Consider the following 26817-nt stretch of genomic DNA (forward strand, 5'->3'; position numbering starts at 1 on the left):
CATAGCCGGAGATGGATTCCGCGGCGATTTCGAGCCTCGCGCAGGCTCTCAGTCTTGCTGCGCCGCTTTTGGTCGCAGCGGCATTTGCCTGGGCGATATTGCGTGCGGGCTCGCGCCAGGTCGTCGTCCGCCGCTTGTGGCAACTGGTTCATGGCAAACAAGAAATTGCCGATCCGGAGATCAAGGCGTTCGTCGAAGAGGAGGCGAGTCTCCTGTCGTTTCGCATGCTTGCAGGCGTGCAGGTCTCCTCGCTAGAAAAGGCCCGCGAACTGATCCGATGGGCCAGGTCCAATGACGTGCAGATGTACAGGCTGCGCCTTTGCGGCGATCTTTTCGATGCCGAGACCCGTCAGATCAAAGGCCATGAGTTGCCCTCCACGTGGAAGCAGCGATTCAGACTCGCTCGGCTGCTGCTTTGCTGGTTCGTCGTGGTTGCCGGCACAGGAATTTTGGTCTTCGACAAGACCTTGCTGACGCTGAATGCAACCGGGCGGCATTTCTTCGCAACGACGACAGAACTTGGCGCGCTCGGATCCGCGATTCCGTTTGGCCCCCATGCTCTGAAAGTGGCGGACTGCTCGCGTCCAGCAAGCACAAACGCGGCTCGCAGCTCGTTTACGGAGCAGGAGGTCGATGTTCTTTGCGACGTGCTGAAGCACAGTGAAACAACGGCTTATCTCAAGACCGCCTTGAACGACCAGCGCTGGGCAGTTTTGCGCTTGATCGTGATTGCCCTGGTGCTTTCGTGGATGAGCTTTTTCTCGTGGGTCTCAGGGGTTTCGGCGCAGAAGCTGTTCAATCGCCGTTTGAATCCGTCGGTTCCTGATTCGCAGCTGGCCTTCGACTTCGAAAGCTAGCCCTTCTTCCAGAACCTCGGCGCACCCTCGATCTTTGCCAGCGCCTTGCGGCACGCCTTCGCGCCCCCCGCGTGCCGCGCGGTGAACCAGCCCACCGCGAACCATGCCCGCCCATCGTGCTGCGCCGCGTCGCGGTACAACGCCAGCGCCACGGCCTCGTCGTTGAACTCGCCCAGCGCGTCCTGCGCGGGCCGCAGCGCCTTCAGGTAGCGCTCGGCGGCATCCTTGTCTTCCCCCTCGAACAGCGGCGCCACGAACTCCGCCAAGTAGCGCAGGCGCTTGAGCCGCTTGCGCACGCGGTGCTGGCTTTCGGTGTCCAGCGACTCGAAGCGCTGGCCATCGCGCACCGCCTGCTTGTGCAGCTTCTGCAGGCGCTTTCGCAGCAGGCGCCGCGTGTCATCGGCATCGACCGCGGCGGTTTCCGCGGGTGCCAAGGCGGTGAAGCCGATGAGCGACACGAGCACATTCTGGAACGCCGCGGCACGCACGACATCGCCGGCGGAAGCAGGCGGCGAGGTGCCCTCGGAATCGCTCCTTGCGTCGCCCGCCAGCGGATCGAACTCCGGTGCGCCCGCTTCGCGCAGCCGCGGCTGCGCGAGCTTCACGACCTGCTCGCGGTCGCGCAGTTCGCCGAGCGCGCGGAAGGCCTCGACCAGCGGCGGCTCCCACTCGGCGGCTTTGAAAAGCGCTGAATCCGTATCGAGCGGCGCCAGTTCGCGCAGCGCGGTGCGCAGCCGGCGGATGCCGATGCGCAGCTGGTGGACCTGCTCTTCGTCCGCCGGGTCGGCGTTGCCCGCGGCGATCTCGCTGGCGTTCGGCAGCATCTGCGCCAGGCACGCGGCGACCACGGCCTGCTGGATGGCGCGGCCGTCGGGGTGCTGCGTGGCGAAGCGCGGCGGCTCGGCCTTCACGGCGTCCACCTGCTCGCGCGCGGCCAGCAGGCGCGCGCCGCGCTCGGCCTTCGACACGGTGCTGAACCACAACCCGTGCTGCTGCGACCAGCGCCGCGTCAGCGACACCAGGCCCTGCACGTCGCCGCTTTTCAGCTCCAGTTCCAGCTCGCACACGGGCGACTCGCGCTGCTCGGGCGTGCCGGCGTGCGCGACGACCTTGCCGACGTCCAGCGCCATCTCGACGACGGCACCGCCCGCCCCGGTGACGCGCACGTCGCGCGTGAGCCGCACGATGTCGGTCGATTGCCGCTCGACCAGCGCACCCGGGCCAGTGCCAGCGCCGTCGTCACCGTCGCTCGCCGCAAGCAGCTTCGCGAGCCGCTCTCCCACGGGCGTGTCCTGGTGGCGTTGCGGGTCGACTTGCGGCGCCGCACTGCCGGTGCCCAGGTCGACGTTGTGCTCCAGCCGGTGCAGCGCGTTGTCGCCGGTGGCCTTCACGGTCTGTACCCAGCGCGGGCCTTCCTTGCGCAGCCGCAGCACCACGCCATGGGCGGCAAGGCGCAGGTCGGCGGTGTCGAAATAGCGGGCCTGCAGGCGGGTGCGCTGGACGGCGCCGCGCTTCAGGGCGGCTTCGACGGCCTTCAGGCGGCCGGCGGGGATGCAGAACTTGAACTCGATTTCCATGCGCCCATGATGCCCGCGCCCAGCGCGCCAAGACAGCAAAACCCCCTCGCCGAAAATTCATGTGGACGCCGTACATTTTCTTTGATATCTTTTGTGGACGGTGTACACAACACGCCGGAAAACCACCTCCTTCACCCTTCATTCCCTTCACCTACACAGGACCGCACCATGGCCACCAAGCAGATCTTCGTGAACCTCCCCGTCAAGGACCTCGACAAGACCAAGGCTTTCTTCGCCGCGCTGGGCTACACCTTCAACCCGCAGTTCACCGACGCCAACGCCGCCTGCATGGTGGTGCAGAAGGACAGCATCCACGTGATGCTGCTGGTGGAACCCTTCTTCAAGACCTTCACCACCAAGGCCATCGCGGACACCGGCAAGACCACCGAGGTGCTCCTGTGCCTCTCGTGCGAGAGCCGCGCCGAGGTCGACGACCTGGTGGCCAAGGCCAAGGCGGCCGGCGGCACCATTGCGCGCGAGCCGCAGGACTACGGCTTCATGTACGGCCACGGCTTCCAGGACATCGACGGCCACCTGTGGGAGCTGGTGTTCATGGACCCGAACGTCGAGATGCCCAAGCAGTAGGCAACCAGCAGGCCACCGTCCACAGAGGCCCGACCACCCCGGCGGCACGATGCCCATCGTTCCATACGCGCTCTTCACTGTTGCAGGCAAGGCACCTACCGGAAAGCGGCGGCGCCCCGACATTCCTTCCACTGGCAAGGCACCATCGGCCATGCCCCCCATGGAAAGGAACAGCTACATGTCCGAAGACAACAACAAAGTGCAGAGCCCCACTGGTTCCACTGGCCCCACCGGTGCCGCCGGCCCCGTCAGCCCGGTGCTGCAGGTCGCGCCCCTCGGTTTCCCCTGGCAGACCATCGACCCCTTCCTGTTCTGCGTGTACCACGACGACGCCTACCCGCGCGGCAACGCCGGCATGGGCCCCGACGCGCCGCTGGCCGGCCGCCAGATCGGCCAGGACTTCAGCCGCAAGGACGGCTGGAGCATGTACCACGGCGACACGGTGCCGGGCTTTCCCTCGCACCCGCACCGCGGCTTCGAGACGGTGACCATCGTGCGCAAGGGCCTGGTCGACCACTCGGACTCGCTGGGCGCCACCGCGCGCTTCGGCGGCGGCGACGTGCAGTGGCTCACGGCGGGCAAGGGCATCGTGCATTCGGAAATGTTCCCGCTGCTCGACGCCAAGGCGCCCAACCCGCTGGAACTGTTCCAGATCTGGCTGAACCTGCCGGCGCGCAGCAAGATGGCCGAGCCGCATTTCACGATGCTGTGGTCCGACGACATTCCGCGCTTCGCGTCCGACGACGCCAAGGGCGGGCGCACCGACGTCGCGGTCATCGCGGGCCAGCTCGGCGACGCTGCCAACGGCCAGGCCCCCATCCAGCCGCTGGCGCCGCCGCCCGACTCGTGGGCCGCGCAGGCAGATGCCGACGTGGCGATCTGGACGATCAAGATGACGCCCGGCGCGCAATGGACGCTGCCCGCCGCCACCGGCGAGGGCACGCGGCGCATGCTGTATTTCTTCAAGGGCGCGACGGCGCTGGTCGGCGGCCAGCGCGTGCAGGGCCCGGTGGCCATCGAGCTGCGCGCGGAACTGGAGGTCGAGCTGGTCAACGGGCCCGACGAGGCGAGCGAGTTCCTGGTGCTGCAGGGCCGCCCGATTGCCGAGCCGGTGGTGCAGTACGGCCCGTTCGTGATGAACACGCAGGCCGAGATCAGCCAGACCATGGCCGACTACCGGCGCACGCAGTTCGGCGGCTGGCCCTTCGACGACACGGCGCCGGTGCATGGCCGCGAGACCACGCGCTTCGCCAGGCACCCGGGCGGGCGCGAGGAAGTGCCGACGGCCTGAGTCCGTTGGTCGATGGGCGCCAGAGGAGCCAGAGAAGTTAGAGGGTCTTCAGCACCTCGGCGCCCAGCGCGGTCATGCTCGGGATGAACTCGAGCACCTCCGCGCGCGCCACGCCGTTCTGCACGAACGGGTCGCGCGACAGCACGGCGTCCAGCGCGTCGCGGTCGCCCGAGCGCACCAGGATCACGCCGCCCTTGCGCGGCACCTGTCGCCCCGAGGCCACGAACAGGCCGCTGGCGTAGTGCTTCTTGAGCCACCTGACATGCGCGTCCATCAGCGCGTCGAGCTCCTCGAGCGGGCGGACGTAGGTGAGGGTGACGATGAACATGGCGGAGGGCGGAAGTGCGGGGAATTCCGATCCTAGGGGCTGCCGCCTGCGCCAAAGTGTGCGCACCGGTAACCGACGCAACGCCCTGCATAACGGCTGCGTCCATGTCGTCGCGTGGCCAGCCGGTCTACTCGATCGCCACGCCCCCGTCCTTCACCAGCTTGGCGAACCTGGCGGTTTCATCGCGGATCTGCCGCGCCATTTCTTCCGGCGTGCCGCCCAGCGGCTCGGCGCCGATGGCTTGCATGCGCTGCGCGAAATCGGGCGAGCGAATGATCTTCACCATCTCGGCATTGAGCCGCGCCACCACCTCCTTCGGCGTGGCCGCCGGCGCGAGCACGCCGAACCAGGTGCCGATGTCGAAGCCCTTCAGGCCCGCTTCTTCCAGCGTGGGCACGTCGGGCAGCACCGACGAGCGGCGCGCCGTGGTCACGGCCAGCGCGCGCAGCTTGCCGCCCTTGATGTGCTGCAGCACCGGCGTGATGGTGTCGAAGGACATCGCCACCTGCCCGCCCAGCAGGTCGGTGGTGAGCGGGCCGCTGCCCTTGTAGGGCACGTGCAGCAGCGTGGTGCCGGTGCTGGCCTGGAACTGCGTGCCGATCAGGTGCTGCGCCGTGCCGTTGCCGTTGGAGCCGTAGGCCAGCTTGTCGGGCGCGGCCTTGGCGAGCGCCACCAGTTCGGCCACGTTCTTCGCGGGCGTGAGGGCCGCGTTGACGACCAGCACGTTGGGCACCATGGCCACCACGGTGATGGGCGCCAGGTCTTTCTGGAAGTCGTAGGGCAGCTTCTTGTAGACGCTGGTGGCGATGGTGTGGTGCACCGCGCCCATCAGCAGCGTGTAGCCGTCGGGCTTGGCCTTGGCCACGTAGTCGGCGCCCAGCGTGGCGCCGGCGCCGGGCTTGCTCTCGACCACCACCGGCTGGCCCAGCGACTGCGAGAGCTTGTCGGCCAGCGCGCGCGCAAGCACGTCGGTGGTGCCGCCGGCGGGGAAGGGCACGACCAGGCTGATGGGCCGCGCGGGCCAGGCCGCGGGCTGCTGCTGCGCGAAGGCCGGGGCGGTGGCGACCAGGCCCAAGCTGATGCCCAGCGTGGTGCCCAGCGACAGCGCCAGCAAGGTCGCCCGGCGCACGGCGCGCCGGCGGCGCGCCTCGAAGGAAGCGTTCATGGTTGTTGTCTCCGTCTTGTTGTCGTGGTGCGCGCATCGAGGCGCGCGAATACCGTGAGGTCGCTCGTGCAGGTCGTGCAGGTCGTGCGGCTGCAGCGGCTCAGGCCGCCAGCCGCAGCGGCTCGCCCGCGATGTACTCGCACACCGCGCGCGTCACCTGCTCGGTGGTCGCGCTGCCGCCCAGGTCGCGCGTGTGCAGCGCGGGGTTGGCCGTGACGTGCTCCACCGCCGCCATCACGCGGCGCGCGGCCTCCGTCTCGCCCAGGTGCTCCAGCAGCATCACCACCGACCAGAAGGTGCCCACCGGGTTGGCCAGGCCCTTGCCCATGATGTCGAAGGCCGAGCCGTGGATGGGCTCGAACATCGAGGGGTAGCGCCGCTCGGGGTCGATGTTGCCGGTGGGCGCGATGCCCAGGCTGCCCGCCAGCGCGGCCGCCAGGTCGCTGAGGATGTCGGCGTGCAGGTTGGTGGCCACGATGGTGTCCAGCGTGGCCGGGCGGTTGACCATGCGCGCGGTGCAGGCGTCGACCAGTTCCTTGTCCCAGCGCACGTCGGGGAACTCGCTGGATATCTGCAGCGCAATCTCGTCCCACATCACCATCGCGTGGCGCTGCGCGTTGCTCTTGGTCACCACCGTGAGCAGCTTGCGGGGCCGCGAGCGGGCCAGCGCAAAGGCGAAGCGCATGATGCGCTCGACGCCCGCGCGGGTCATCATGCTCACGTCGGTGGCGGCCTCGATGGGGTGGCCCTGGTGCACGCGCCCGCCGACGCCAGCGTATTCGCCTTCGGAGTTCTCGCGCACGATCACCCAGTCGAGCTGGCCCGGCGCGCAGCGCTTGAGCGGGCCGTCGATGCCCGGCAGGATGCGCGTGGGCCGCACGTTGGCGTACTGGTCGAAGCCCTGGCAGATCTTCAGGCGCAGGCCCCACAGCGTGATGTGGTCTGCGATGTGCGGGTCGCCCGCGGAGCCGAACAGGATCGCGTCTTTCCCGCGCAGCGCGTCCAGTCCGTCGGCCGGCATCATCTCGCCGTGCGCACGGTACCAGTCGCCGCCCCAGCCGAAGTCCTCGAAGCTGAACTGCAAGGCGCCGCCGGAGGCCGCGGCCAGCGCCTCCATCACCTGGCGACCCGCCGGGATCACCTCCTTGCCGATGCCGTCGCCGGGAATGGTGGCAATGCTGTAGTTGCTCATGGATGTGCCTTCGAATGTGCTGTGGAACGTGCTGTGGAACTTGGTTGGACAGGGCCACTGTAGGATTCGACGGGCCGAACGATTCACGCCCAAAGTGAATCCATCCTTAACTTCAGTTCAACAGTGGAGCGGCCATGACATCGCCCGTCCAGCCCGCCGACCTCGGCTTCTTTTCCACACTCGCGGCCTGCGGCAGCCTGAGCGCGGCGGCACGCGAACTCGGCATCAGCACGCCGGCCGTGAGCAAGCGGCTCGCGCAGATGGAAGCCCGCCTGGGCGTCACGCTGGTCAACCGCACCACGCGGCGCATGAGCCTCACGCCCGAAGGTGAGCTCTACGTGGCCAGCGCGCGGCGCATCCTCGGCGAGATCGACGACATGGCGCAGCAGCTCGGCGGCGCCAAGGGCGAGGCGCAGGGCCTGCTGCGCGTGAACGCCACGCTGGGCTTCGGGCGCAGCCATGTGGCGCCGCTGATTTCGAAGTTCGTGCGCAGGCACGCGCAGGTGGAGGTGCAGCTGCAGCTGTCGGTCAACCCGCCGCCGCTGACCGAGGACGCCTTCGATGTCTGCATCCGCTTCGGCGCGCCGCCCGAGGCGCGCGTGATCGCGCGGCGCCTTGCGTCGAACCGGCGCCTGCTGTGCGCGTCGCCCGCGTACCTGGCGCGCGCCGGCACGCCCAAGGTGCCGAACGACCTCACGCACCACCGCTGCATCGGCATCCGCCAGGGCGACGAGGCCTACGGCATGTGGCGCCTGAGCACGGGCCGCGGCACGGCGCAGCGCACCGAGGCCGTGAAGACGCGCGGCGCGCTGAGCACCAACGACGGGGAAATCGCGGTCAACTGGGCGCTCGACGGCCACGGCATCCTGATGCGCGCCGAGTGGGACATTGCGCGCTATCTGCGCAGCGGCCGGCTGGTGCAGGTGCTGGCGCACTGCCGCACGCCCGACGCCGACATCCACGCCGTGTACCCGCAGCGCCACCAGCTCTCGGCGCGCGTGCGGGCCTTTGTCGATTTCATGGCGCAGGCGCTCGGCAAGGACGACGCCGAGCCCGCGCTCAACCGCCGCTGAGCACCGACGCCACCAGCCACACGTTGGCCGCGCTGATGACGCCGAACAGGCCCCAGGCCAGCAGCTTGAGCACCGGGCCGTTGGCAAAGTCGCCCATCATGTCGCGCCGGCTCGTGAAGCGAATGAGCGGCCACATCGCGAACGGCAGCTGAAAGCTCAGCACCACCTGGCTGAGCACCAGCATCTTGCCCACGCCGCCGTCGCCGAACCACCACACGCCCAGGAAGGCCGGGCCCAGCGCCAGCAGTCGCGTGATCAGCCGGCGCTGCCAGCACGGGATCTTCAGGTCGAGAAAACCTTCCATGATGATCTGGCCCGCGATGGTGCCGGTGAAGGTCGAGCTCTGCCCCGAGGCCAGCAGCGCGATGCCGAACAGCGTGGCCGCGAAGGCGCTGCCCACGATGGGTTCGAGCAGCCGGTAGGCGTCGTCGATTTCCGCCACCTCGCGGTGGCCCGTGGCATGGAAGGCGCTGGCCGCCAGCACCATGATGGCCGCGTTGACCAGCAGCGCGAGCGACAGCGACACCACCGCGTCGAGCGTGCAGAAGCGCACCGCCTCGCGGCGCGCCGCGTCGGTGTCGGCCACGAGCCGGGTCTGCACGATGGAGGAATGCAGGTACAGGTTGTGCGGCATCACCGTGGCGCCCACGATGCCGATGGCCAGGTACAGCGCGCCCGGCTGGTGCAGCCGCTCCAGGCTGGGCGCGAAGCCCATCGCCACGCCGAACCAGTTGGGCGGCGCCATCGCCAGCTCGACGATGAAGCAGGCCGCGATGGTGCCCACCAGCCCGAGCACGATGGCCTCCACGCGCCGGAAGCCCGCGCCCTGCAGGCCCAGCACCAGCAGCGTGTCGAAGGCCGTGATGGCGATGCCCACCGGAATCGACACGCCGAACAGCAGGTGCAGCGCCAGCGCGCTGCCCAGCACCTCGGCCAGGTCGCAGGCCACGATGGCCAGCTCGGCGCCCAGCCACAGCAGGCGGTTGACCAGCGGCGGGTAGTGCTGGCGGCAGGCGCGCGCCAGGTCCTTCTGCGTGACCAGGCCCAGGCGCACGCACAGCGTCTGCAGCAGCATGGCCGCCAGGCTCGCGAGCAGCACCACGAACAGCAGGCCGTAGCCGAAGCGCGAGCCGGCCTCGATGTCGGTGGCCCAGTTGCCCGGGTCCATGTAGCCGACCGACACCAGCAGGCCGGGGCCCGCGTAGCGCATCAGCTTCTTGAAGAAGGGCAGCTCTTGCGGGACCGCGACGCTGCCCTTCACTTCGGACGGGCAGAAAGGCGCGGTGGCCGTGCGGGGAAGCGGGAAGAACATGCGGGCGATGATAGGGACAAGGCCGCCGTCTTGACGAGCGTTCTCGAGGGTTGTCGTGTCGTTGTCGCGGACCGGACCGGCGCCCTCTGCGCGGCGGCGTGAAATCTCTTAGATTCGATCGTCCGAATTCCTACACACCCTGGAGACCCTTCACATGATCCACGTCGTTGCCGTCATCACCGCCAAGCCCGGCCAGCGCGCTCCGTTGCTCGAAGCCTTCGCCGCCAACCGCGCGGCCGTGCTGGCCGAGGCGGGCTGCATCGAGTACGGCGCCGCGGTCGATGCGCAGGGCGTGCCGACCTCCAAGGCCAGCTTCGGCCCCGAGACCTTCGTCGTGATCGAGAAGTGGGAAACGCTGGCGCACCTGCAGGCCCACGCCGTCGCGCCGCATATGAAGGAACACGGCGCGAAGACCAAGGACCTGGTCGAGAGCAAGCTGATCCACGTGCTCGAGCCGGTCTGAATCGGCTCAGCCCGTTCAGCCGATTCGGCCGGTCCCACCGGTTCCCGTAGCGCGCGCAACTCCGTCTTCGCGCGCGCCGCGATGCGTGCTACCTTCGCGCCGGGAGCACGCACCACGGAAGCACCATGCATGCAATCCGGGGCCACGCGACAGACGTGGAGAGAGGGACCGAAGCCATGGCGATCTTTCGTTCGCGGGGTGGGCGCTGGCGTGTGCCGATGGCGTCCCGCGCACCGGCTGGCGGCCATATGGCTTTCCTGGCCTTCCTGGCCGTCCTGCTGACCGGCTGCGCCCCTTTGCTTGCGCCGCCGTACGCGGCCGACTACGAAACGCTCGACCGGCTCGAGGCCACGCGCCCCGGCATGGTGGCCCTTGCCAAGGCCCAGCCCGCCGACACTGAAGACAAGCTCAACACCGTGCGCCTGCGCAGCGCCCGGCTGGTGTCGCCCAGCGGCAGCTTCGCGCAGTATCTGCAGGACGCGCTGATGCGCGACCTGAGCGAGATTGCCGTCTACGACCCCAAGGCGCCCACGCGCATCGCCGCGCGCATCGTGGTCAACGACATCGACCTGGGCGTGATCAACGGCAGCGGCCGCATGGATGTGGAGGTCACCGTCACGCGAGACACCGCGGGCCGCACTGCGGGCAGCACCACAGGCACCACCATGCAGCGCCTGCGCAAGACCTACAGCGCGAAGACCGCCTTCGATTCGAGCTACGCCAGCATCGTCGCCGTGCCCGCGGGGCAGGCCGCCTACCCGCGCCTGGTGCGTGCGCTGCTGCGCGAGATGTATGCCGACCCGCAGTTCGTGGCCGCCATCGGTCGTTGATCCATTGACCTCTCTGCCCTGGAGGCGATCCCGATGTCCATTGCCCTTCCGATGACCGCGACACGGCGTGGTGCGCTCGCGGCTTGCACCGCAACCGCGGTGTTGCTCACGGCCTTGCTCGCGGGCTGCGTGCATCCGATCACCATGATCACCGAGACCGCGCCGCCGCGCTCGCAGGCGCACCTGCTCCCGAAGAAGGTCGCCTACGTGATGACCGACGCCGACCGCGACCAGGAGGTGGTCACCCCCGGCGGCAGCGGCGACCGCGTGAGCTACTTTCCGTACCGCGACCTGGAGAAGTCCATTCGCGATGCCTTGCGCGCCGTGTACCGCGACGTGGTGGTGCTGCGCACCGCCGGCGACGCGAAGGCGAACGAGGCCGCGGGCGTGTCGCTGGTGTTCGCGCCGCGCATCAGGACCGACTCCAGCTCGTCGTCCTTCATCAGCTGGCCGCCGACCTCGTTCACCGCGGAGGTGTCGTGCGTGGTGACCGACGCGGCGGGCAAAGAGCTCACGCGCGTGAAGGCGACGGGCAACGGCACGGCGGAGTTCGGGGAGTTCAAGGGCGACTTCGGGCTCGCCGCGCGAAGGGCCGCGACGCGGTTGACCACGCAGTTGAGCAGCGAGATTCGCAGGGACGAGAAGTTGCGGTGAGCGCCGCAAGCTGGTCAGGCCGCCCATGAAAAAACGCGCCCAAGGGCGCGTTTGTCATTCAAGCCGCGAAGCCTTACTTCGACACGACCTTCACCATTTCGAGGCACTTGTTCGAGTAGCCCCATTCGTTGTCGTACCAGCTCACGAGCTTCACGAAGGTGCTGTCCAGTGCGATGCCGGCTTCGGCGTCGAAGATGGAGGTGCGCGGGTCGCCGCGGAAGTCGGTGGCCACCACCTTGTCTTCCGTGTAGCCCAGCACGCCCTTCAGCGCGCCTTCGCTCTGCGCCTTCATCTCGGCGCAGATTTCCTTGTACGTGGCTTCCTTCTCGAGTTCGACGGTCAGGTCGACCACCGACACGTCGGAGGTCGGCACGCGGAAGCTCATGCCGGTGAGCTTCTTGTTGAGCTCGGGAATCACCACGCCCACGGCCTTGGCCGCGCCCGTGCTCGACGGGATGATGTTTTCCAGGATGCCGCGGCCGCCGCGCCAGTCCTTGTTGCTCGGGCCGTCGACCGTCTTCTGCGTGGCGGTGGTGGCGTGCACGGTGGTCATCAGGCCGCGCTTGATGCCCCACTTGTCGTTCAGCACCTTGGCCAGCGGGGCCAGGCAGTTGGTGGTGCAGCTGGCGTTGCTGATGATGGCTTCGCCGGCGTACTTCTTGTCGTTCACGCCGTAGACGAACATGGGGGTGTCGTCCTTCGACGGTGCCGACAGGATCACCTTCTTGGCGCCCGCGTCGATGTGCTTCTGCGCGGTTTCCTTCGTGAGGAAGAGGCCGGTCGACTCGAGCACGATGTCGGCGCCGACTTCGTTCCACTTCAGCTGCGCGGGGTCGCGCTCCTGCGTGAGGCGGATCTTCTTGCCGTTCACGATCAGCGTGTTGCCTTCGACCGTCACTTCACCCTTGAAGCGGCCATGCACCGAGTCGTACTGGAGCATGTAGGCCAGGTAGTCGGGCTCGAGCAAGTCGTTGATGGCAACGATTTCGATGTCGTTCTTGAAGTTCTGCACCGCTGCGCGCAGCACGTTGCGACCGATGCGGCCGAAGCCGTTGATACCGAGTTTGATAGCCATCTGACTTGCTCCTAAGGTTGAAAAACTTGTTGTGAACCGGCGGGAAGAAACGCTGCGCGCGATCAGTCGCGCAGTGCGGCTTCCACCGTGGCGGCAACGTTCTCCGCCGTGAATCCGAAGTACTTGAACAGTTCGGGCGCGGGCGCCGACTCGCCGTACGTGTCGATGCCGACCACGGCGGCGCAGCCGTACTTCCACCAGCCGCCGGTGCAGCCCATTTCCACGGCGATGCGCGGCAGCTTCTTGGGCAGCACGGCCTTCTTGTAGGCCAGGTCCTGGCGGTCGAAGGTGGTGGTCGAGGGCATCGACACCACGCGCACGGCGATCTTCTTCTCGGCCAGCAGCTTCTGCGCGGCAATGGCGAGCTGCACTTCCGAACCGGTGGCGATGATGACGGCCACGGTCTTCTTGCTCTTCAGGCCCACGGCTTCCGGCTCGGACAGCACGTAGGCGCCGCGGCTGATGTCGCCGAGCTCGCTCTTCGCGGCGTAGGCGATGTTCTGGCGGCTGAGCAGCAGCGCGGTCGGGCGCTTCTGGTTCTGCAGAGCCACGGCCCAGGCCACGGCGGTTTCGGCCGTGTCGCCCGGACGCCAGACGTCCAGGTTGGGAATGAGGCGCAGCGACGCGGCGTGCTCGATCGACTGGTGCGTGGGGCCGTCTTCGCCCAGGCCGATGGAGTCGTGCGTGAACACGTGGATCACGCGGTGCTTCATCAGCGCGGCCATGCGGATGGCGTTGCGGCTGTAGTCGCTGAAGGTGAGGAAGGTGCCGCCGTAGGGGATGTAGCCGCCATGCAGCGCCACGCCGTTCATGATGGCCGCCATGCCGAACTCGCGCACGCCGTAGTTGATGTGGCGCCCGATGGTGCCGTGCGGGGCTTCGGTCGGGGCTTCGGGCTTGGCTTCGTCCTCGGCGCCTTGCTTGGCTTCGACGGCCGGCATGTTCATGACCACGGCGCCGGTCTTCGGATCGAAGCGCAGGGCGGGCGTGCTCTTGGTGTTGGTGAGGTTGGAGCCGGTCAGGTCGGCGCTGCCGCCGAGCATTTCGGGCAGCGCGGCGGTGAACGATTCCAGCGCGAGCTGGCTGGCCTTGCGGCTGGCCACGGTCTCGGCCTTGGTGTGGGCGGCGACCACGGTGTCGAACGCCACCTGGTGGAAGTTCTTGGGCAGCTCGCCCTTCATGCGGCGCGTGAATTCGTCGGCGAGCTCGGGGTAGGCCAGCGCGTAGGCGGCGAACCTGGCGTTCCACTCGGCTTCGAGGTTGGCGCCGGCCTGCTTGTGGTCCCAGTCGGCATACACCTCGGCAGGGATCTCGAAGGGCGGGTAGTGCCAGTCGATGGCGTCGCGCGTGAGCTTGATTTCCTCGGCGCCCAGCGCCTCGCCGTGCGCCTTGGCGGTGCCCTGGCGGTTCGGGCTGCCCTTGCCGATGACGGTCTTGCAGTTGATGAGCGTGGGCTTGTCGGTCGACTGCTTGGCCTTGGCGATGGCCTTGGACACCTCGGCGGCGTCGTTGCCGTCGATCGGGCCGATCACGTGCCAGCCATAGGCGTGGAAGCGCTCGGCCACGTTGTCGATGTACCAGGGCTTGACCTGGCCGTCGATGCTGATGCCGTTGTCGTCGTACAGGGCGATGAGCTTGTTCAGGTGCCAGGCGCCGGCCAGCGCGCAGGCTTCGTGGCTGATGCCTTCCATCATGCAACCGTCGCCCAGGAAGGCGTAGGTGTGGTGGTCGACGACGGCGTGGTCCTTGCGGTTGAACTCGGCCGACAGCAGCTTCTCGGCCAGCGCGAAGCCCACGGCGTTGGTGATGCCCTGGCCCAGCGGGCCGGTGGTGGTTTCCACGCCGGGGGTCACGTCGACTTCGGGGTGGCCGGCGGTCTTGCTGTGCAGCTGGCGGAAGTTCTTGAGCTCGCCGATGGGCAGGTCGTAGCCGGTGAGGTGCAGCACCGAGTACAGCAGCATCGAGGCGTGGCCGTTCGACAGCACGAAGCGGTCGCGGTCGAACCAGTGCGGGTTCGCCGGGTTGTAGCGCAGGTGATCGCCCCAGAGTGCGACGGCCATGTCGGCCATGCCCATCGGTGCACCCGGATGTCCGGAGTTCGCTTGTTGGACGGCATCCATAGCCAGCGCGCGGATCGCGTTGGCCATCAGGGCTTGGTTTGCCATGGGCATGGGACTTTCGGGGGAAAAGGGTGGGTGGGATTGGGGGGAACCCGCGATTTTACCGGGCGAGCCCGCCAGGGCGCCGACACGGGCCCAACACCCGGGCGATGTTCCCGTGTACCGCGCCCGCGCTGCTAGAGTTGCCCCCCATGCATGGGCTGCACCTTACCGCCGACCTCCACGACTGCCAATGCGGCCTTCAATGGCTCACCGACCGGGAGGCGCTGGGCGCCGTCTGCCTGAAGGCGGTGGCCGCCGCCGGGCTGCAGGCGGTGGGCAAGCTGGTGCACGGCTTTCCGGCCACGCCCCTGGGGCCGGGCGGCGTCACGGCCACGGTGCTGCTGGCCGAATCGCACCTGTGCATCCACACCTGGCCCGAGCAGCGCGGCGTGACGCTCGACGTGTACGTGTGCAACTTCGGCGGCGACCATTCGGCCAAGGCGCATGCGCTGATGGAATGCCTGGTGTCGCTGTTCCAGCCGCTGCACAGCGAGCGCAACGCGCTCCAGCGCGGGCGCATCGCGGCGTGAACTCGGTGAACCCCGTGCTCCCCGGCCGTGCGACGCGCGCCATGGTCCTGGCCGCCGGCCGCGGCGAGCGCATGCGCCCGCTGACCGACATCTGCCCCAAGCCCCTGCTCGAGGTGCACGGCAAGCCCCTGATGCAATGGCCGATGGAGGCGCTGGCGGCCGGCGGCTTCACCGAACTGGTGGTCAACACCGACTGGCTCGGCGAGCAGGTTTCGCAGCGCTTCGGCGCGCAGCCCTTGCTGGGAAACGGCACACCGCTATCAATTTCATACTCCAGCGAAGGCCGCGACTTCGGCGGCGCGCTGGAAACGGCCGGCGGCATCGTGCGCGCGCTGCCGCTGCTGGGCGAGGTGTTCTGGGTGGCGGCCGGCGACGTGTTCGCGCCCGATTTCCGCTTCACCCAGGCCGCGGTCGACCGCTTCGTGGCCAGCGGCAAGCTGGCCCACCTGTGGCTGGTGCCCAACCCCGAACACAACCCGAAGGGCGATTTCGGCCTGGCGCCCGACGGCCTGGCACTGAACACGGCCCCCGAGAAGTTCACCTTCTCCACCATCGGCCTGTACCGCGCCGCGCTGTTCGCGCCGCCGTACTGCGACATTCCGCCCGGCAACCCCGACGGCCGCAAGGCCCCGCTGGCGCCGATCCTGCGCGCCGCGATGGACCGACTGCAGGTCAGCGCCGAACTCCACACCGGCGCCTGGACCGACGTGGGCACGCCGCAGCGGCTGCGACAACTCAACGCCGGCCCGGCACCGGCACGGGCAGCACCGGCACCGGCGCGCTGAACCCGAGACGCATGACCATCGCCCCGCTCCCCGACGCGCTGCGCCTGCTGCCCCTGCGCATCCACGACCTGGCCCTGGCAACGGCCGCCGAACGCAACGACGGCACGCCCGAAGACCCGCTGAGCGTGCCCATGTACCAAAGCGACTTCACCCGCCTGGCGCTCACGCCCATGCGCCAGGGCTGGCATGTGGAGTACTTCGGCGAAACCTGGGACGAGGCTTTCGAAGAAACCCTGGCCTGCCTTGCCCGCCAGGAGGTGGCCGACTGCATCACCTCGCTGTCGTTCAGCGGCGTGGACAGCGGGGCGAACGGCACGCGCGAATGGACCTTCGGGCCGCTGCTCGACAGCGCCGTGACCTTTCCCCGCCTGCGCTCGCTGTTCATCAAGCCCACGCAGCCCGAGGACCACAACCATTCGCTCGTGTGCGCGAGCGGCCGCATCCTCGAGGAGGGCGGCGACATTGCGCGTTGGGTGCGCAAGACGCCGAGGCTGAGCGAGCTCACCGTGCCGAACCCGCCGGACGCCGACTTTTTCGCGGTGCCGCTGCCGCAACTGGGCAGCCTGTGCATCGGCGCCCATTTCGACACCCAGCATTTCATTCGCAACCTGGCCGGGGCAACGCAGCTGCCGGCACTGCGGCTGCTGGACTTTTCCGAATCCACCGAGCAGCAGATGGTGTGGCCGGCCGAGCGGGCGCCCGACGCCATCACGCCCTTCGCGGACTACGAGGCCCTGCTGCAAGGCCCCAGGGGCGCGCAGCTGCGCGTGCTGAGGTTGCGCAACACCTGCCTCGGCCTGGCGCAGCTCGAGCAACTGCAGCGCATGCGGCAGGGGCTGCAATTCATGGTCATCCAGTCAACGATCGGCGGCTACGTCAGCCACTTTGCGCAGGATGTGTTCCCATGGCGCCACCTGGTTCCCGCGGACCCCGGACTTGCACCGTATCGAAAGTGAAACTCCATGCCCATTGACACCACGATCTACGCCGAGCGCCGCGCGCGCCTTGCCTCGCAGCTGGGCAAGGACGGCATCGCCATCATCCCGACCGCGCCCGAGCGCCAGCGCAACCGGGACAGCGACTTCCTGTTTCGCCATGACAGCTACTTCTATTACCTGAGCGGCTTCACCGAGCCCAACGCCTGGCTGGTGCTCTCGGGCGACGGCCGCTCCACGCTGTTCTGCGCGCCCAAGGACCTGGAGCGCGAGATCTGGGACGGCTTTCGCCTCGGCCCCGAGGCCGCGCCGGGCGCGCTCGGCGTGGACGACGCCCTGTCCATCGCCGACCTCGACGCGAAGCTGCCCAAGCTGCTGGAAAACAAGTCGACCGTGTGGTTCCCGTTCGCCACCCACAAGGGGCTGGAAACGCGCATCGACGGCTGGCTGCAGTCGGTGCGCGCGCGCGTGCGCTACGGCGCGCTGTGCCCCGAGGAGCAGCGCGACCTGTGCGGCCTGCTCGACGAGATGCGCCTCGTGAAGGACGCGCACGAGCAGGACATCATGCGGCGCGCCGCGCAGATCAGCGCGCGCGCTCACATCCGCGCGATGCAGCTGTCGGCGCGCATGCTGCGCGAGGGCAAGGACGTGCGCGAATACCACCTGGACGCCGAGCTGCTGCACGAGTTCCGCCTGGGCGGCTCGCAGTACCCGGCCTACGGCTCCATCGTGGCGGCCGGCGCCAATGCCTGCGTGCTGCACTACCGCGCCGACGCCGCGCCCGTGCGCCCGGGCGAGCTGGTGCTGATCGACGCGGGCTGCGAGCTCGACAGCTACGCCAGCGACATCACCCGCACCTTTCCGGCCGACGGCAAGTTCACCGGCCCGCAGCGCGCGCTGTACGACCTGGTGCTGCAGAGCCAGTACGCCTCGGCCGACGCCACCAGGGCCGGCAACCGCTTCAACGACCCGCACGACGCGGCCGTGAAGGTGCTGGCGCAGGGCATGCTCGACCTGGGCCTGCTCGACGCCAACAAGGTCGGCGGCCTGGAGGACGTGATCGACTCGCGCGCCTACTTCCAGTTCTACATGCACCGCACCGGCCACTGGCTGGGCATGGACGTGCACGACTGCGGCAGCTACGTCGAGCCCACGCAGGTCGGCGAGGTGAGCGAGCGGAAAGATCCGCTGTCCAACGAAGTCATCAAGAACCGCCCGAGCCGCATCCTGCACCCGGGCATGGTGCTGACGCTGGAGCCCGGCATCTACGTGCGCCCCGGCGAGGGCGTGCCCGAGCAGTTCCACCACATCGGCATCCGCATCGAGGACGACGCGATCGTCACGGCCACCGGCTGCGAGCTCATTTCTCGCGGCGTGCCGGTGGATGCGGACGAGATCGAGGCACTGATGCGGGCCTGAGCGGCTTGCTGGCCCGCTGCGACACCGGCGGCGCTGCGTGCCGCGCCTGCAGGAAATCGATGAACACCCTGAGCTTGCGCGGCATCTGCGCGCGGCTCGGGTGGTACAGGTAGAAGCCCGGAAAGGTCGGCCACCAGGGCTCCAGCAGCGGCACCAGCCGGCCGCTGGCGAAGTCTTCGCGCGCGGCGTCCTCGAAGGCCACCATGATCCCCGCGCCCGAGCGCGCCGCGGCCAGCAGCACGTCGCTGTCGTTGCTCACCAGCGGGCCGGCCACCTCGATGTCGAGCGCGCGGCCGTCCTGCGCGTACTCCCAGCGGTACAGGCCGCCCGTGGTCAGGCGGTAGTTCAGGCACTGGTGGGCGCGCAGGTCTTCCGGCGTCCGGGGCAGCGCGCGGCCCGCGAGGTAGCGTGGCGAGGCAAAGGTCACCATGCGCTGCGGCCCGCCGATGGGCACGGCCACCACGTCCTGCGCGAGGCTTTCACCGAGCCGGATGCCGGCGTCGAAGCCGCCCTCCACCAGGTCGACCATGCGGTTGTCGCAGACCAGTTCGAGCGTGATGTCGGGGTAGGCCTGCGCGAAGTCGCCGAAGTGCGGGTACAGCAGCAGCTCGGCCGACACCCGCGCCGCGTTCAGGCGCAGCAGGCCGGCCGGGCGGTCGCGCGCTTCGTCCAGCCCTTCGACCGCCTGCGCCAGCGCGTCCAGCGCCGGGCGCGCGCCCTCGAGCAGCTGCTGGCCCAGCTCGGTCACGCCGACGCGGCGCGTGGTGCGGTCGAGCAGCCGCACGCCCAGGCGCCGCTCCAGCGCGCGCACCGTCTGCGACAAGGCCGAGGGCGACACGCCCAGTTCTTCGGCGGCGCGGGTGAAGCTGGCGTGGTGCGCCACGCGGGCGAAGGCAGCGATGGCGGGAAGCAGTTCGGGCGACATGCGGCAAATTATGAAGACCAGCTTCACAAAGCATCAAGCCCGGCGGGCTTTTTCCCGCGCAATGGCGCAACTACCTTCGAGGCCATGGCGCTGCAACCGCAACGCCAGCCACCTCGAAAGGACATTCACCATGAAGCTCGACCACTACCTCACCCTCGGCCGCTCGGGCCTGCGCGTCAGCCCCATGTCGCTGGGCACCATGACCTTCGGCAGCGACTGGGGCTGGGGCGCCGACGCCGGCGAGTCGCGCCGCATGTTCGACCTGTACCGCGAGCGCGGCGGCAACTTCGTCGACACGGCCAACTTCTATACCAACGGCAGTTCCGAAAAGCTGCTCGGCCAGTTCCTCGAAGGCCAGCGCGAGTCGGTGGTGCTGGCCACCAAGTACACGCTGAACATGCAGCCGGGCAACCCCAACGCGGGCGGCAACCACCGCCGCAACATGGTGCGCTCGGTGGAGGCCAGCCTGAAGCGCCTGGGCACCGACTACATCGACCTGCTGTACCTGCACATCTGGGACAACCTCACGCCCGTCGACGAGGTGATGCGCGGCTTCGACGACCTGGTGCGCTCGGGCAAGGTGCTGTACGCGGGCATCTCCGACACGCCGGCCTGGCAGGTGGCGCGCATGCAGACGCTGGCCGACCTGCGCGGCTGGACGCCCCTGGTGGCGCTGCAGATCGAGCACAGCCTCATCGAGCGCACCGTGGAGCGCGAGCTGCTGCCGATGGCGCACGAGCTCGGCCTGGGCGTGATGGCGTGGTCGCCGCTGGGCAGCGGCGTGCTTTCGGGCAAGTACACGCGCGCCGACATCGGCCACACGAAGGACGCGGCCTCGGGCGTGACCGGCACGCGCAAGGACGTGGCGGCCGGCAACGGCGCGCTGAGCGAGCGCTCGCTGGGCATCGCCGAGGTGGTCGCGCAGGTGGCGAAGGAGCAGGGCCGCTCGTCCGCGCAGGTCGCGCTGGCGTGGCTGCTGCACCGCAGCGCGCCGGTGGTGATGCCGATCATCGGCGCGCGCACGCTCGCGCAGTTCGAGGACAACCTGGGCGCGCTCGACGTGCAGCTCGACGCACCGACGCTGCAGCGCCTGGACGCCGTCAGCGCGGTGGCGATGGGCTTTCCGCACGACTTCATGGCCCTGCCGATGACGCAGGGCGTGGTGTCGGGCGGCACGGTGGCGCGCCGCCCGGCCTGAACCGTTCAGGCCAGCAGCAGGTACAGCAGCCCGCCGCCCACGGCAATGGCCGCGGCGGCCGACCCGATCCACGGGAACCGCCGCGGCGCATAGCCCAGCAGCGCCACCGTGGACAGCGCCGCGGCCGTGAGCGCGCCCAGCCACAGCACCCAGCCGACCGAGCCGCCCGCGGCCTGCAGGCTGGCGCCCAGCGACACGCACAGCAGCGCGGTGCCGCCCAGCTGCAGCCAGCGCCGCCAGGCGCCCGGCGTGCTGCCTCGGCCGTACACGTCTTCGCTGTGGCGGTCCATGGCCAGGCTGAGCGCGCAGAAGCCGGCGAGCGAGGCGGCGAACACCAGGGTGAGCAGCAGCGAATCCATCACGAGCCCTGCTCCGACGTGACCAGCGACGGCTGCGCCCCGGCTGGCGCCTTGGACGCCTGCACGTTCGCCTGCGCCTGCACATTCACCTGCTTGGCCAGCGACTTGCGGCGCTTGCGCTCCACGATCCACACGGCACTGGCAAGCCCCAGGCCCAGCGCAATGGCGACCAGGTCGAAGCCCGCCACCGCGCTCGGGCCCGCGCGCAGGCTGACGGTCAGCGGCGCGGGACCGGTGAAGGCGTTGAGCACCGGCAGCAGCACGAACAGCAAGGCGCCGAGCGCCAGTTGCGCCTGCCACATGCGCAGCGTGGGCCTCAGCAGTCCCAGCACGGCGGTCGCGCCCCAGACGATGAAGAACCAGCGGATCTCCACCTCCCCGCGCTCCGCCACGCCCACCGGCACCAGCCGGTTGGCCCAGAAGAAGGCGGCCATGGCCACCGGCAGGCCCGCGACGGCGCCCACGTTCAGCCCGTCGACCAGACGCAGGCCGAAGCTGATGCGCCCGCCCTGCTTGAGCGCCTTGGCGAACTTCTGCCGCTCCTTCACGGCCCACAGCAGCAGGCCGGTCGCGACCATCAGGCAGCCGGCCAGCCCCGACAGGAAGAACAGCGCGCGCACCAGCGGATCGCCGAAGCGCCCGATGTGCAGGCCGTAGAGCACGCCGCGCGTCTCGGCGGCCGGCTTGGGCACGTCGCCGAAGGCGCCGATCAGCGCGCCGGTGGCGCCGTTGAACTGCATCGACGGCTGGTCGTTCGACAGCTGCGGGCCTTCGGCGCGCGTGAGCGAGACCACGGCATTGGCGTCGTTGGGCTGGTGCACGGTGATGCGGCCCACGCCCGCGCCGTTCCAGTGCGCGCTGGCCTGCGCCAGCATGGGCGCGAGCGGCGCCAGCGGCACCTTGTTGCCCGAGGCCTTGAACTGGTCGCGCCCGCCGCCGGGGAACACCTCGGCGAAAAAGGCCTGCTCGCCGCCGCGGTCCTTGTAGGCCACCTGCGGCGCCCACGGCATGTACATGAACATCAGCGTGACCAGGCCGGTGTACGTGATCATCAGGTGGTAGGGCAGCGCGAGCACCGCCGTCACGTTGTGCGCATCGAGCCACGAGCGCTGGCCCTTCTTCGCCCGGAAGGTGAAGAAGTCCTTGAAGATGCGCTTGTGCGTGACGATGCCGCTGAAGATGGCCACCAGCATGAACATGGCGCAGAAGCCCACGATCCAGCGCGCCCACAGCGCGGGCATGTAGTGCAGGTCGAAGTGCAGGCGGTAGAAGAACTCGCCGCCGCGCGTCGCGCGTGGCGCGGAAATGGCGTCGCCGGTGGCCGGGTCCAGCGAGGCGCGGTCGAAGCGGCGGCGCGGGCGCTCGGCGGGGGCCGCGCCCGTGGCACCCGCGGCAGTGGGTGCGGGCGGCGCCAGGTACAGCACGTCGGTCGACGGCCGGCGCTCGGTCGGCAGGTTGATGAACCAGCGCGGGCTCTGCGCGCCGTGCTTCTGCAGGTAGGCCACGGCCCCCTCGGCCGTCTGCGCTTGCGGCACCACGTTCTGCGCGACGGCGTGCAGCTCGGGCGTCATCCAGAACGTGATCTCGTCCTTGAAATACGAGGCCGTGCCGGCCGCGAACACCATGAACAGCACCCAGCCGACCAGCAGGCCCGACCAGGTGTGCAGCCACGCCATCGACTGGCGAAAACCTTCCTTCATGCCGGCGCTCCGGTGATGCGCAGGAGCACCAGCAGCAGCACGCCGAGCGGCGCGGCGGCAACGGCCAGCCCGGTCCATGCGCGCACCGCCGTGCGCGCGGCAAAGACCCACATCACGGCGACGACGAAGACGAGAAAGGAAGACAGCGTGCCGGTCAGCGTGGCTTCGCTGCGCGCCATGCCGAAGGCGGCGGGCAGGCACAGCGCGAGCACGGCGGCGCAGAGTGCCGCCACGCCGTACCCGCCGGCAATGGCGGCCACCGCGCGAGACGCCACGCCGAGGCGGTAGCGAACGCCGGCGCTCACGACGCGCGCCGGACGGCGAGCGAGGTCGTTCGGAAATTCATGGGAAAGGGAAAGGAAAAAGAGCGAAAACGCGTGAAGATGAGAATCATACGCATCTGGCGCGATTTTCCCAACCCGCCTCGCCCTCCGCCCTGCCTCCCCGCCGGGGCATTACGACCGGAGCATTGCCGCCGCGGCTTACTTCGCCTGCAGCAGCGCGCCGGCCTCCAGCAGCACCAGCTCGTTGTCGTCCGCCTTGTTCGGCTCGCGGCTGCTCGAGAAGGGCAGGTTGTTGTCGTTGCCGACCACGATGTGCGTCGCGTCGACCACGTCGACGTTCTCGATGGTGAAGAACGGGAACTTCAGCACGCCGTCGTTCAGCGGCTTGCGCGCGAGCTTGTCGGGGTCGGCAATGTTCAGCAGGTCGATGTAGCCGATCTTGCGCACCGGGCCGCCCACGTTCGCGTCGCTCAGCTCGACCTTGTAGACGCGCTTGAACTTCGCGATGTCGTGGAAGCAGTCGGTGCGCTTCTGGCCTTCGGGGCAGGCCTTGTCGCTCGTGCCTTCGCCGTTGTCGCGCTCGATGATCAGGCCGGTGGTGCCGTCGATCATGTTGAAGTCGCCGATGGCGTTGCCGTTGGCTTCGAGCACGTACTTCCAATGCCGACCCGTCCACTTCTCGGTGGCCACGTCGAACTCCAGCACGCGCAGCGCTTCCTTGCCTTCCACGCGCTCGAAGTCCTTGGCCTCGGCGTTCCACACCGGTCCTTCGAGCAGCGCATACAGCTTGCTGCCGTCCTTCGACGCGGCCATGCCCTCGAAGCCCTTGGAACGCTTGACCTGGAAGTCGACCGCGCCGCCGGGCACGCCGGGCGTGGTCACGCCCGGGTGGTCGGGCGAGCGCACGGCCTTGCCGTCGACCAGCGTGTCGTACACCGCGAGCACCTTGCCCTTCAGGTCGGCCTTGATCAGGAAGGGCCCGAACTCCTCGCCGATCCACAGCGCGCCGCCGGCGAACTGGAAGCTCTCGGGGTCGAAGTCGGAGCCCGTCAGGTAGCGCTGCTTGGTGCCTTCGTGGACGATGCGAAACGGCACCTTCTTGTCGGGGTCGTGCAGGAACACGGTCTGCAGGTGGTTGAACTTGCCGCTCTTGAAGTCGACCTTGTAGTGGTTCAGGTAGAGCATGAAGTCGGGCGAGTTGGCCTTGGCGCCCGCGCCGTTGTCCGTGAGGATCCAGAACGTGCCGTCGTCCATCTTCTTGATGCCCGAGTGGCCCTGCAGCGGCTGGCCCTTGAAGGGCACCGACACGCCCGTGCCGCGGCCGCCCGACAGGCCTTCAACGGTGCCGATGGCCTCGACGCGTTTGGGCGTGGTGAACTTGCCGCTGACCTGCAGGTCGGCCGGCGCGTCCTTGGGCGCGGCCACGAAGCTCTGCGCGGGCAGCACGGCGTGGCCGGCCAGCGTCGAGGGGAAGGCGGTCTGCGCGGCGACGCTGCCGCATGCGAATGCGGCGGCCAGTGCGGTGACCGTGGCGATGAAGGAAAGGGAAGCGGGACGCGTCATGGTCGGGAAAGTTCCGAGTCGAAAACGCGTGACCATGCCGACCGGGCATGACGACGCCATGACATCCCTTGGGCCCCTGAAGGTCAGGGCGCGATGTCCACCGTGACCTCGCGCGACTCGGCGCGGCCCTGGTCGTCGACCGCGCGCAGCACATAGCGCCGGCCCGACTCCGACAGGCTCGGCATCCACGTGATGCCTTCGCCCGGCGCGGCGCGGCCGATGAGCGCGTCGTCGGCGAACCAGTACACGGCCTGCGTGCCGGCGGCGGCCTCGGCGCGCAGCACCAGCGGCTCGGGCTTGTTCACGCGCAGCGTGTGGCGCACGCCGCGCAGCGGCGAGGTGATGAGCGGAGCGCCATCCGATGCTTCACCGTCTTTCTCGCAACCATCGGCCGGCGCGCTCGCGCGCGGCAGGCCGGCCTGGCGGAACAGGCGGCGCATGTCGCTGCCCCACTGCTCCACCACCAGCTGGCGCGCATTCGGCTGCGGGCCGCACACCACCTTGCCGGTGGTCTCGTCGACCCACACCGCGCGGTGCAGGTTGCTGACCTGGATCGGCGACTTGCCCGCGATGAACCACGTCGTCGCGCGCACGGGGCACAGCGCGTCGGGCAGGCCGCCCGTGGCGGCGCACACCTCGACCTGGCGCAGGTCCGGCGGCTGGCGCGACACGACCTCGCCGGGGTCGAGCCGCTCCGCGCGCAGCGCATCGACCATGCGCAGGAACAGCGGCGCGGCCGCATCGACGCCCACCAGCGCGGGGTTGCTGCTGCCGTCGAAGTTGCCCACCCACACCACCAGCACGTGGCGGCCGAACACGCCCGCCGTCCACGCGTCGCGAAAGCCCCACGACGTGCCCGTCTTCCACGCGATGGCGGGGCGCGCGGGCAGCGTGGTGTCGGGGCGCGGCGTGTGGCGCAGCATGTCGAGCGTGATGAACGAGGCCTCTTCGCTCAGCAGGCGCAGCGGCTGCGCGGGGCGCTCGCCGGGCGCGGGCTGGGTGTAGCGAAGCGGCTGCGAGATGCCGCCGTTGGCCAGCGTGGCGTACATGCCCGCGAGCTCCTCGGGCGTGACCTCGCCGCCGCCGAGCACCAGCGCCAGGCCGTAGTGCGATTCGCCCTGCAGCTTCTGCACGCCGGCCAGGCGCATGAAGTCGTACAGCCCCGGCTTCGAGAGCTTCGCGGCCACCGCCACCGCGGGAATGTTGCGGCTGCGAATCAGCGCCTCCTGCGCCGACAGCGGGCCGGCGAAGCGGTGGTCGAAGTTCTCGGGCGTGTAGGGGCCGAAGGAGGTGGGCGAGTCCTTCAGCATCGTGCGCGGATGCAGCAGCCCCTGGTCGAGCGCCAGCGCATAGATGAAGGGCTTGAGCGTGGAGCCCGGCGAGCGCTTGGCCAGCACGCCGTTGACCTGGCCCGCGATGGCATCGTTGCGGAAGTCGGCCGAGCCGATCATGGCGCGCACCTGCATGGTCGAGGCGTCGAGCAGCAGCGCGCTGGCGTTGCTCATGCCCACGTCGGCATGCGTGCGCAGGTACTGCGCCATCACGCGTTCGAGCGTGGACTGCATGCGCAGGTCGATGGTGGTGCGCACCTCTTGCACGCCGCGCTCTTGCGCGAGCAGCATGTCGGTGGCGTGCGGCGCCAGGAAGGGCAGGCTGCCGCGCGACTGCGCCGACAGCGCGAGCTGCGCGTCGGGCGAGTGCTGTTTCGCGGTGGGGTCGCGCTCGGCCCACAGCGCCCACAGGCGTTCGCGCGCGGACTGCAGCTCGGTGTTGCGGCCGCGCTCGGCAATGCGCTTGATGGGGTTCTGCGGAATGACGGCCAGCGTCAGCGCCTCGGGCAGGCTGAGCTTGGCGGCGTCCTTGCGGAAGTAGATGAGGCTCGCGGCCTGCACGCCTTCGATGTTGCCGCCGTAGGGCGCGGTGTTGAGGTAGGCCTCGAGGATGTCGTGCTTGCTGAAGCGCGCCTCGAGCCACAGCGCGGCAAAAATCTGCGCGATCTTGCCGGTGGGCGTGCGGCTGTCGATACCGTACACGCGGCGCGCCAGTTGCATGGTGAGCGTGGAGCCGCCCTGGCGGCGCTCGCCGCTGGCAATGCGCCATGCGCTGCGCGCGAGCGCGGCGGGGTTGACGCCAGGGTGCGCGTGGAAGCGGCGGTCTTCGTACAGCAGCACGGCATCGACCAGCGTGGGGGAGATGCGCTCGAGCGGCACCCAGAGGCGGTACTGCTCGTCGCCCGCGAGCGTGAGGCGCATCAGCTCGCCGCCCTGGGCGTAGACGGCGCGGGAGCTGCCGACGGTTTCGCTCAGGGCGGCGTGGGGCCAGAGGCGGAGCAGGGCGAGCAGCAGCGCGACGATCGCGAAGGCGATGAGCGGCTTGCGCGCCCGGGATCTACTCCGTCTCCCGCTCGCTCTCCCGCATGCGGGAGAGGGGACAAGAAAGAAGAGGCCGAGGGTCAGGTCACGACGCGCTGCCTTGCTCCCTCTCCCGCTCGCGGGAGAGGGCTGGGGTGAGGGCGACGGTGATGGATCGGGCAGCGTGTTCATACGAAGGCCGCA

The 26817-nt window shown here is 69.2% G+C and carries 25 protein-coding genes; 12 read left to right on the top strand and 13 right to left on the bottom strand.

Annotated elements, in window-relative coordinates:
• The first annotated feature begins 11 nt into the window (after window positions 1-11).
• Window positions 12-857 carry a DUF6216 family protein gene (locus AB6807_RS10785; protein WP_371084528.1) on the top strand — a complete coding sequence of 282 codons (846 nt, stop codon included), beginning with the start codon at window positions 12-14 and terminating at the stop codon, window positions 855-857.
• Here AB6807_RS10785 and AB6807_RS10790 read toward each other — a convergent pair.
• Complete coding sequence (locus tag AB6807_RS10790) at window positions 854-2434, bottom strand: CHAD domain-containing protein (RefSeq protein WP_371084529.1); 1581 nt, start codon at window positions 2432-2434, stop codon at window positions 854-856. The genes AB6807_RS10785 and AB6807_RS10790 overlap by 4 nt on opposite strands.
• Before the next feature lie 168 nt (window positions 2435-2602).
• Here AB6807_RS10790 and AB6807_RS10795 point away from each other — a divergent pair, with 168 nt between their 5' ends.
• Both AB6807_RS10795 and AB6807_RS10800 read left to right on the top strand, forming a co-directional pair.
• Window positions 2603-3019 (top strand): VOC family protein, encoded by a 417-nt coding sequence (locus AB6807_RS10795; protein WP_371084530.1) that lies wholly within the window; start codon window positions 2603-2605, stop codon window positions 3017-3019.
• Window positions 3020-3197: 178 nt separating this feature from the next.
• Window positions 3198-4310: a pirin family protein gene (locus AB6807_RS10800; protein ID WP_371084531.1), complete on the top strand. Its 1113-nt coding sequence runs from the start codon at window positions 3198-3200 to the stop codon at window positions 4308-4310.
• 37 nt (window positions 4311-4347) lie between these two features.
• On the opposite strand, the gene AB6807_RS10805 is transcribed toward AB6807_RS10800, so the two are convergent.
• The 3 genes from AB6807_RS10805 to AB6807_RS10815 form a co-directional block, all read right to left on the bottom strand.
• Entirely contained in the window at window positions 4348-4638 is a 291-nt protein-coding gene (locus tag AB6807_RS10805) for a YciI family protein (RefSeq protein WP_116911660.1), read from the bottom strand.
• 127 nt (window positions 4639-4765) lie between these two features.
• Complete coding sequence (locus tag AB6807_RS10810; protein ID WP_371084532.1) at window positions 4766-5803, bottom strand: Bug family tripartite tricarboxylate transporter substrate binding protein; 1038 nt, start codon at window positions 5801-5803, stop codon at window positions 4766-4768.
• 100 nt (window positions 5804-5903) lie between these two features.
• The gene (locus AB6807_RS10815; protein WP_371084533.1) at window positions 5904-6995 is read right to left on the bottom strand and encodes a tartrate dehydrogenase; all 1092 of its coding nucleotides are present in this window, start codon (window positions 6993-6995) and stop codon (window positions 5904-5906) included.
• Between the two features lie 134 nt (window positions 6996-7129).
• Between AB6807_RS10815 and AB6807_RS10820 the strand changes: the two genes are divergently transcribed.
• Window positions 7130-8068 carry a LysR family transcriptional regulator gene (locus AB6807_RS10820; RefSeq protein ID WP_371084534.1) on the top strand — a complete coding sequence of 313 codons (939 nt, stop codon included), beginning with the start codon at window positions 7130-7132 and terminating at the stop codon, window positions 8066-8068.
• Here the strand turns inward: AB6807_RS10820 and AB6807_RS10825 are convergent.
• Window positions 8055-9380 carry an Nramp family divalent metal transporter gene (locus AB6807_RS10825; protein WP_116911664.1) on the bottom strand — a complete coding sequence of 442 codons (1326 nt, stop codon included), beginning with the start codon at window positions 9378-9380 and terminating at the stop codon, window positions 8055-8057. The genes AB6807_RS10820 and AB6807_RS10825 overlap by 14 nt on opposite strands.
• 154 nt (window positions 9381-9534) lie before the next feature.
• On the opposite strand from AB6807_RS10825, the gene AB6807_RS10830 reads away from it, so the two are divergent.
• The 3 genes from AB6807_RS10830 to AB6807_RS10840 all read left to right on the top strand — a co-directional run bounded on the left by AB6807_RS10830 (window position 9535) and on the right by AB6807_RS10840 (window position 11327).
• Entirely contained in the window at window positions 9535-9843 is a 309-nt protein-coding gene (locus tag AB6807_RS10830; protein ID WP_116911665.1) for a putative quinol monooxygenase, read from the top strand.
• Window positions 9844-10091: 248 nt separating this feature from the next.
• Window positions 10092-10673 carry a hypothetical protein gene (locus tag AB6807_RS10835; RefSeq protein WP_371084535.1) on the top strand — a complete coding sequence of 194 codons (582 nt, stop codon included), beginning with the start codon at window positions 10092-10094 and terminating at the stop codon, window positions 10671-10673.
• A gap of 33 nt (window positions 10674-10706) precedes the next feature.
• Window positions 10707-11327 carry a hypothetical protein gene (locus AB6807_RS10840; protein ID WP_371084536.1) on the top strand — a complete coding sequence of 207 codons (621 nt, stop codon included), beginning with the start codon at window positions 10707-10709 and terminating at the stop codon, window positions 11325-11327.
• A 73-nt stretch (window positions 11328-11400) separates the two neighbouring features.
• On the opposite strand, the gene gap is transcribed toward AB6807_RS10840, so the two are convergent.
• Both gap and AB6807_RS10850 read right to left on the bottom strand, forming a co-directional pair.
• The gene (gene gap / locus AB6807_RS10845; RefSeq protein ID WP_116911667.1) at window positions 11401-12402 is read right to left on the bottom strand and encodes a type I glyceraldehyde-3-phosphate dehydrogenase; all 1002 of its coding nucleotides are present in this window, start codon (window positions 12400-12402) and stop codon (window positions 11401-11403) included.
• A 62-nt stretch (window positions 12403-12464) separates the two neighbouring features.
• On the bottom strand, window positions 12465-14567 hold the full coding sequence (locus AB6807_RS10850; RefSeq protein ID WP_371084537.1) for a transketolase family protein: 2103 nt from the start codon (window positions 14565-14567) through the stop codon (window positions 12465-12467).
• A 146-nt stretch (window positions 14568-14713) separates the two neighbouring features.
• Here AB6807_RS10850 and AB6807_RS10855 point away from each other — a divergent pair, with 146 nt between their 5' ends.
• Genes AB6807_RS10855 through AB6807_RS10870 form a run of 4 tightly spaced genes read left to right on the top strand, consistent with a single transcriptional unit; the run spans window position 14714 to window position 18233 of the window.
• Complete coding sequence (locus AB6807_RS10855; protein WP_116911668.1) at window positions 14714-15094, top strand: S-adenosylmethionine decarboxylase family protein; 381 nt, start codon at window positions 14714-14716, stop codon at window positions 15092-15094.
• Between the two features lie 41 nt (window positions 15095-15135).
• Entirely contained in the window at window positions 15136-15879 is a 744-nt protein-coding gene (locus tag AB6807_RS10860) for an NDP-sugar synthase (protein ID WP_371084727.1), read from the top strand.
• A gap of 11 nt (window positions 15880-15890) precedes the next feature.
• On the top strand, window positions 15891-16835 hold the full coding sequence (locus AB6807_RS10865; protein WP_371084538.1) for a hypothetical protein: 945 nt from the start codon (window positions 15891-15893) through the stop codon (window positions 16833-16835).
• Between the two features lie 6 nt (window positions 16836-16841).
• The gene (locus tag AB6807_RS10870; RefSeq protein WP_371084539.1) at window positions 16842-18233 is read left to right on the top strand and encodes an aminopeptidase P N-terminal domain-containing protein; all 1392 of its coding nucleotides are present in this window, start codon (window positions 16842-16844) and stop codon (window positions 18231-18233) included.
• Here AB6807_RS10870 and AB6807_RS10875 read toward each other — a convergent pair.
• On the bottom strand, window positions 18175-19158 hold the full coding sequence (locus tag AB6807_RS10875; RefSeq protein WP_371084540.1) for a LysR family transcriptional regulator: 984 nt from the start codon (window positions 19156-19158) through the stop codon (window positions 18175-18177). The two genes, AB6807_RS10870 and AB6807_RS10875, sit on opposite strands and share 59 nt — an antisense overlap.
• A gap of 130 nt (window positions 19159-19288) precedes the next feature.
• Between AB6807_RS10875 and AB6807_RS10880 the strand changes: the two genes are divergently transcribed.
• Window positions 19289-20356 (top strand): aldo/keto reductase, encoded by a 1068-nt coding sequence (locus tag AB6807_RS10880; protein WP_371084541.1) that lies wholly within the window; start codon window positions 19289-19291, stop codon window positions 20354-20356.
• 5 nt (window positions 20357-20361) lie between these two features.
• Here AB6807_RS10880 and AB6807_RS10885 read toward each other — a convergent pair whose 3' ends face one another.
• The 5 genes from AB6807_RS10885 to pbpC all read right to left on the bottom strand — a co-directional run bounded on the left by AB6807_RS10885 (window position 20362) and on the right by pbpC (window position 26805).
• Window positions 20362-20715, bottom strand: a complete 354-nt coding sequence (locus tag AB6807_RS10885) for a DUF3325 domain-containing protein (RefSeq protein ID WP_371084542.1) — start codon at window positions 20713-20715, stop codon at window positions 20362-20364.
• Window positions 20715-22415 (bottom strand): PepSY-associated TM helix domain-containing protein, encoded by a 1701-nt coding sequence (locus AB6807_RS10890; RefSeq protein WP_371084543.1) that lies wholly within the window; start codon window positions 22413-22415, stop codon window positions 20715-20717. Before AB6807_RS10890 ends, AB6807_RS10885 begins: the two co-directional genes overlap by 1 nt.
• Entirely contained in the window at window positions 22412-22720 is a 309-nt protein-coding gene (locus tag AB6807_RS10895) for a DUF3649 domain-containing protein (RefSeq protein ID WP_116911675.1), read from the bottom strand. Before AB6807_RS10895 ends, AB6807_RS10890 begins: the two co-directional genes overlap by 4 nt.
• A gap of 177 nt (window positions 22721-22897) precedes the next feature.
• Entirely contained in the window at window positions 22898-24262 is a 1365-nt protein-coding gene (locus AB6807_RS10900) for an esterase-like activity of phytase family protein (protein ID WP_371084544.1), read from the bottom strand.
• A gap of 83 nt (window positions 24263-24345) precedes the next feature.
• The gene (gene pbpC, locus AB6807_RS10905) at window positions 24346-26805 is read right to left on the bottom strand and encodes a penicillin-binding protein 1C (protein WP_371084545.1); all 2460 of its coding nucleotides are present in this window, start codon (window positions 26803-26805) and stop codon (window positions 24346-24348) included.
• Window positions 26806-26817 lie beyond the last annotated feature (12 nt).

It is taken from the genome of Variovorax sp. RCC_210 (assembly GCF_041355175.1).
GTDB lineage: Bacteria > Pseudomonadota > Gammaproteobacteria > Burkholderiales > Burkholderiaceae_C > Variovorax.

What these genes read in the sequence shown, in the direction of transcription:
- AB6807_RS10860 (WP_371084727.1), top strand. Translation starts at nt 15,136, where the DNA reads ATGGTCCTGGCCGCCGGCCGCGGCGAGCGCATGCGCCCGCTGACCGAC.
- AB6807_RS10815 (WP_371084533.1), bottom strand. Translation starts at nt 6,995, where the DNA reads ATGAGCAACTACAGCATTGCCACCATTCCCGGCGACGGCATCGGCAAG.
- AB6807_RS10875 (WP_371084540.1), bottom strand. Translation starts at nt 19,158, where the DNA reads ATGTCGCCCGAACTGCTTCCCGCCATCGCTGCCTTCGCCCGCGTGGCG.
- AB6807_RS10800 (WP_371084531.1), top strand. Translation starts at nt 3,198, where the DNA reads ATGTCCGAAGACAACAACAAAGTGCAGAGCCCCACTGGTTCCACTGGC.
- AB6807_RS10850 (WP_371084537.1), bottom strand. Translation starts at nt 14,567, where the DNA reads ATGGCAAACCAAGCCCTGATGGCCAACGCGATCCGCGCGCTGGCTATG.
- AB6807_RS10810 (WP_371084532.1), bottom strand. Translation starts at nt 5,803, where the DNA reads ATGAACGCTTCCTTCGAGGCGCGCCGCCGGCGCGCCGTGCGCCGGGCG.
- AB6807_RS10855 (WP_116911668.1), top strand. Translation starts at nt 14,714, where the DNA reads ATGCATGGGCTGCACCTTACCGCCGACCTCCACGACTGCCAATGCGGC.
- AB6807_RS10840 (WP_371084536.1), top strand. Translation starts at nt 10,707, where the DNA reads ATGTCCATTGCCCTTCCGATGACCGCGACACGGCGTGGTGCGCTCGCG.
- AB6807_RS10830 (WP_116911665.1), top strand. Translation starts at nt 9,535, where the DNA reads ATGATCCACGTCGTTGCCGTCATCACCGCCAAGCCCGGCCAGCGCGCT.
- AB6807_RS10825 (WP_116911664.1), bottom strand. Translation starts at nt 9,380, where the DNA reads ATGTTCTTCCCGCTTCCCCGCACGGCCACCGCGCCTTTCTGCCCGTCC.
- AB6807_RS10835 (WP_371084535.1), top strand. Translation starts at nt 10,092, where the DNA reads ATGGCTTTCCTGGCCTTCCTGGCCGTCCTGCTGACCGGCTGCGCCCCT.
- AB6807_RS10870 (WP_371084539.1), top strand. Translation starts at nt 16,842, where the DNA reads ATGCCCATTGACACCACGATCTACGCCGAGCGCCGCGCGCGCCTTGCC.
- gap (WP_116911667.1), bottom strand. Translation starts at nt 12,402, where the DNA reads ATGGCTATCAAACTCGGTATCAACGGCTTCGGCCGCATCGGTCGCAAC.
- AB6807_RS10865 (WP_371084538.1), top strand. Translation starts at nt 15,891, where the DNA reads ATGACCATCGCCCCGCTCCCCGACGCGCTGCGCCTGCTGCCCCTGCGC.
- AB6807_RS10890 (WP_371084543.1), bottom strand. Translation starts at nt 22,415, where the DNA reads ATGAAGGAAGGTTTTCGCCAGTCGATGGCGTGGCTGCACACCTGGTCG.
- AB6807_RS10805 (WP_116911660.1), bottom strand. Translation starts at nt 4,638, where the DNA reads ATGTTCATCGTCACCCTCACCTACGTCCGCCCGCTCGAGGAGCTCGAC.
- AB6807_RS10795 (WP_371084530.1), top strand. Translation starts at nt 2,603, where the DNA reads ATGGCCACCAAGCAGATCTTCGTGAACCTCCCCGTCAAGGACCTCGAC.
- AB6807_RS10880 (WP_371084541.1), top strand. Translation starts at nt 19,289, where the DNA reads ATGAAGCTCGACCACTACCTCACCCTCGGCCGCTCGGGCCTGCGCGTC.
- AB6807_RS10885 (WP_371084542.1), bottom strand. Translation starts at nt 20,715, where the DNA reads ATGGATTCGCTGCTGCTCACCCTGGTGTTCGCCGCCTCGCTCGCCGGC.
- AB6807_RS10790 (WP_371084529.1), bottom strand. Translation starts at nt 2,434, where the DNA reads ATGGAAATCGAGTTCAAGTTCTGCATCCCCGCCGGCCGCCTGAAGGCC.
- AB6807_RS10900 (WP_371084544.1), bottom strand. Translation starts at nt 24,262, where the DNA reads ATGACGCGTCCCGCTTCCCTTTCCTTCATCGCCACGGTCACCGCACTG.
- AB6807_RS10820 (WP_371084534.1), top strand. Translation starts at nt 7,130, where the DNA reads ATGACATCGCCCGTCCAGCCCGCCGACCTCGGCTTCTTTTCCACACTC.
- pbpC (WP_371084545.1), bottom strand. Translation starts at nt 26,805, where the DNA reads ATGAACACGCTGCCCGATCCATCACCGTCGCCCTCACCCCAGCCCTCT.
- AB6807_RS10785 (WP_371084528.1), top strand. Translation starts at nt 12, where the DNA reads ATGGATTCCGCGGCGATTTCGAGCCTCGCGCAGGCTCTCAGTCTTGCT.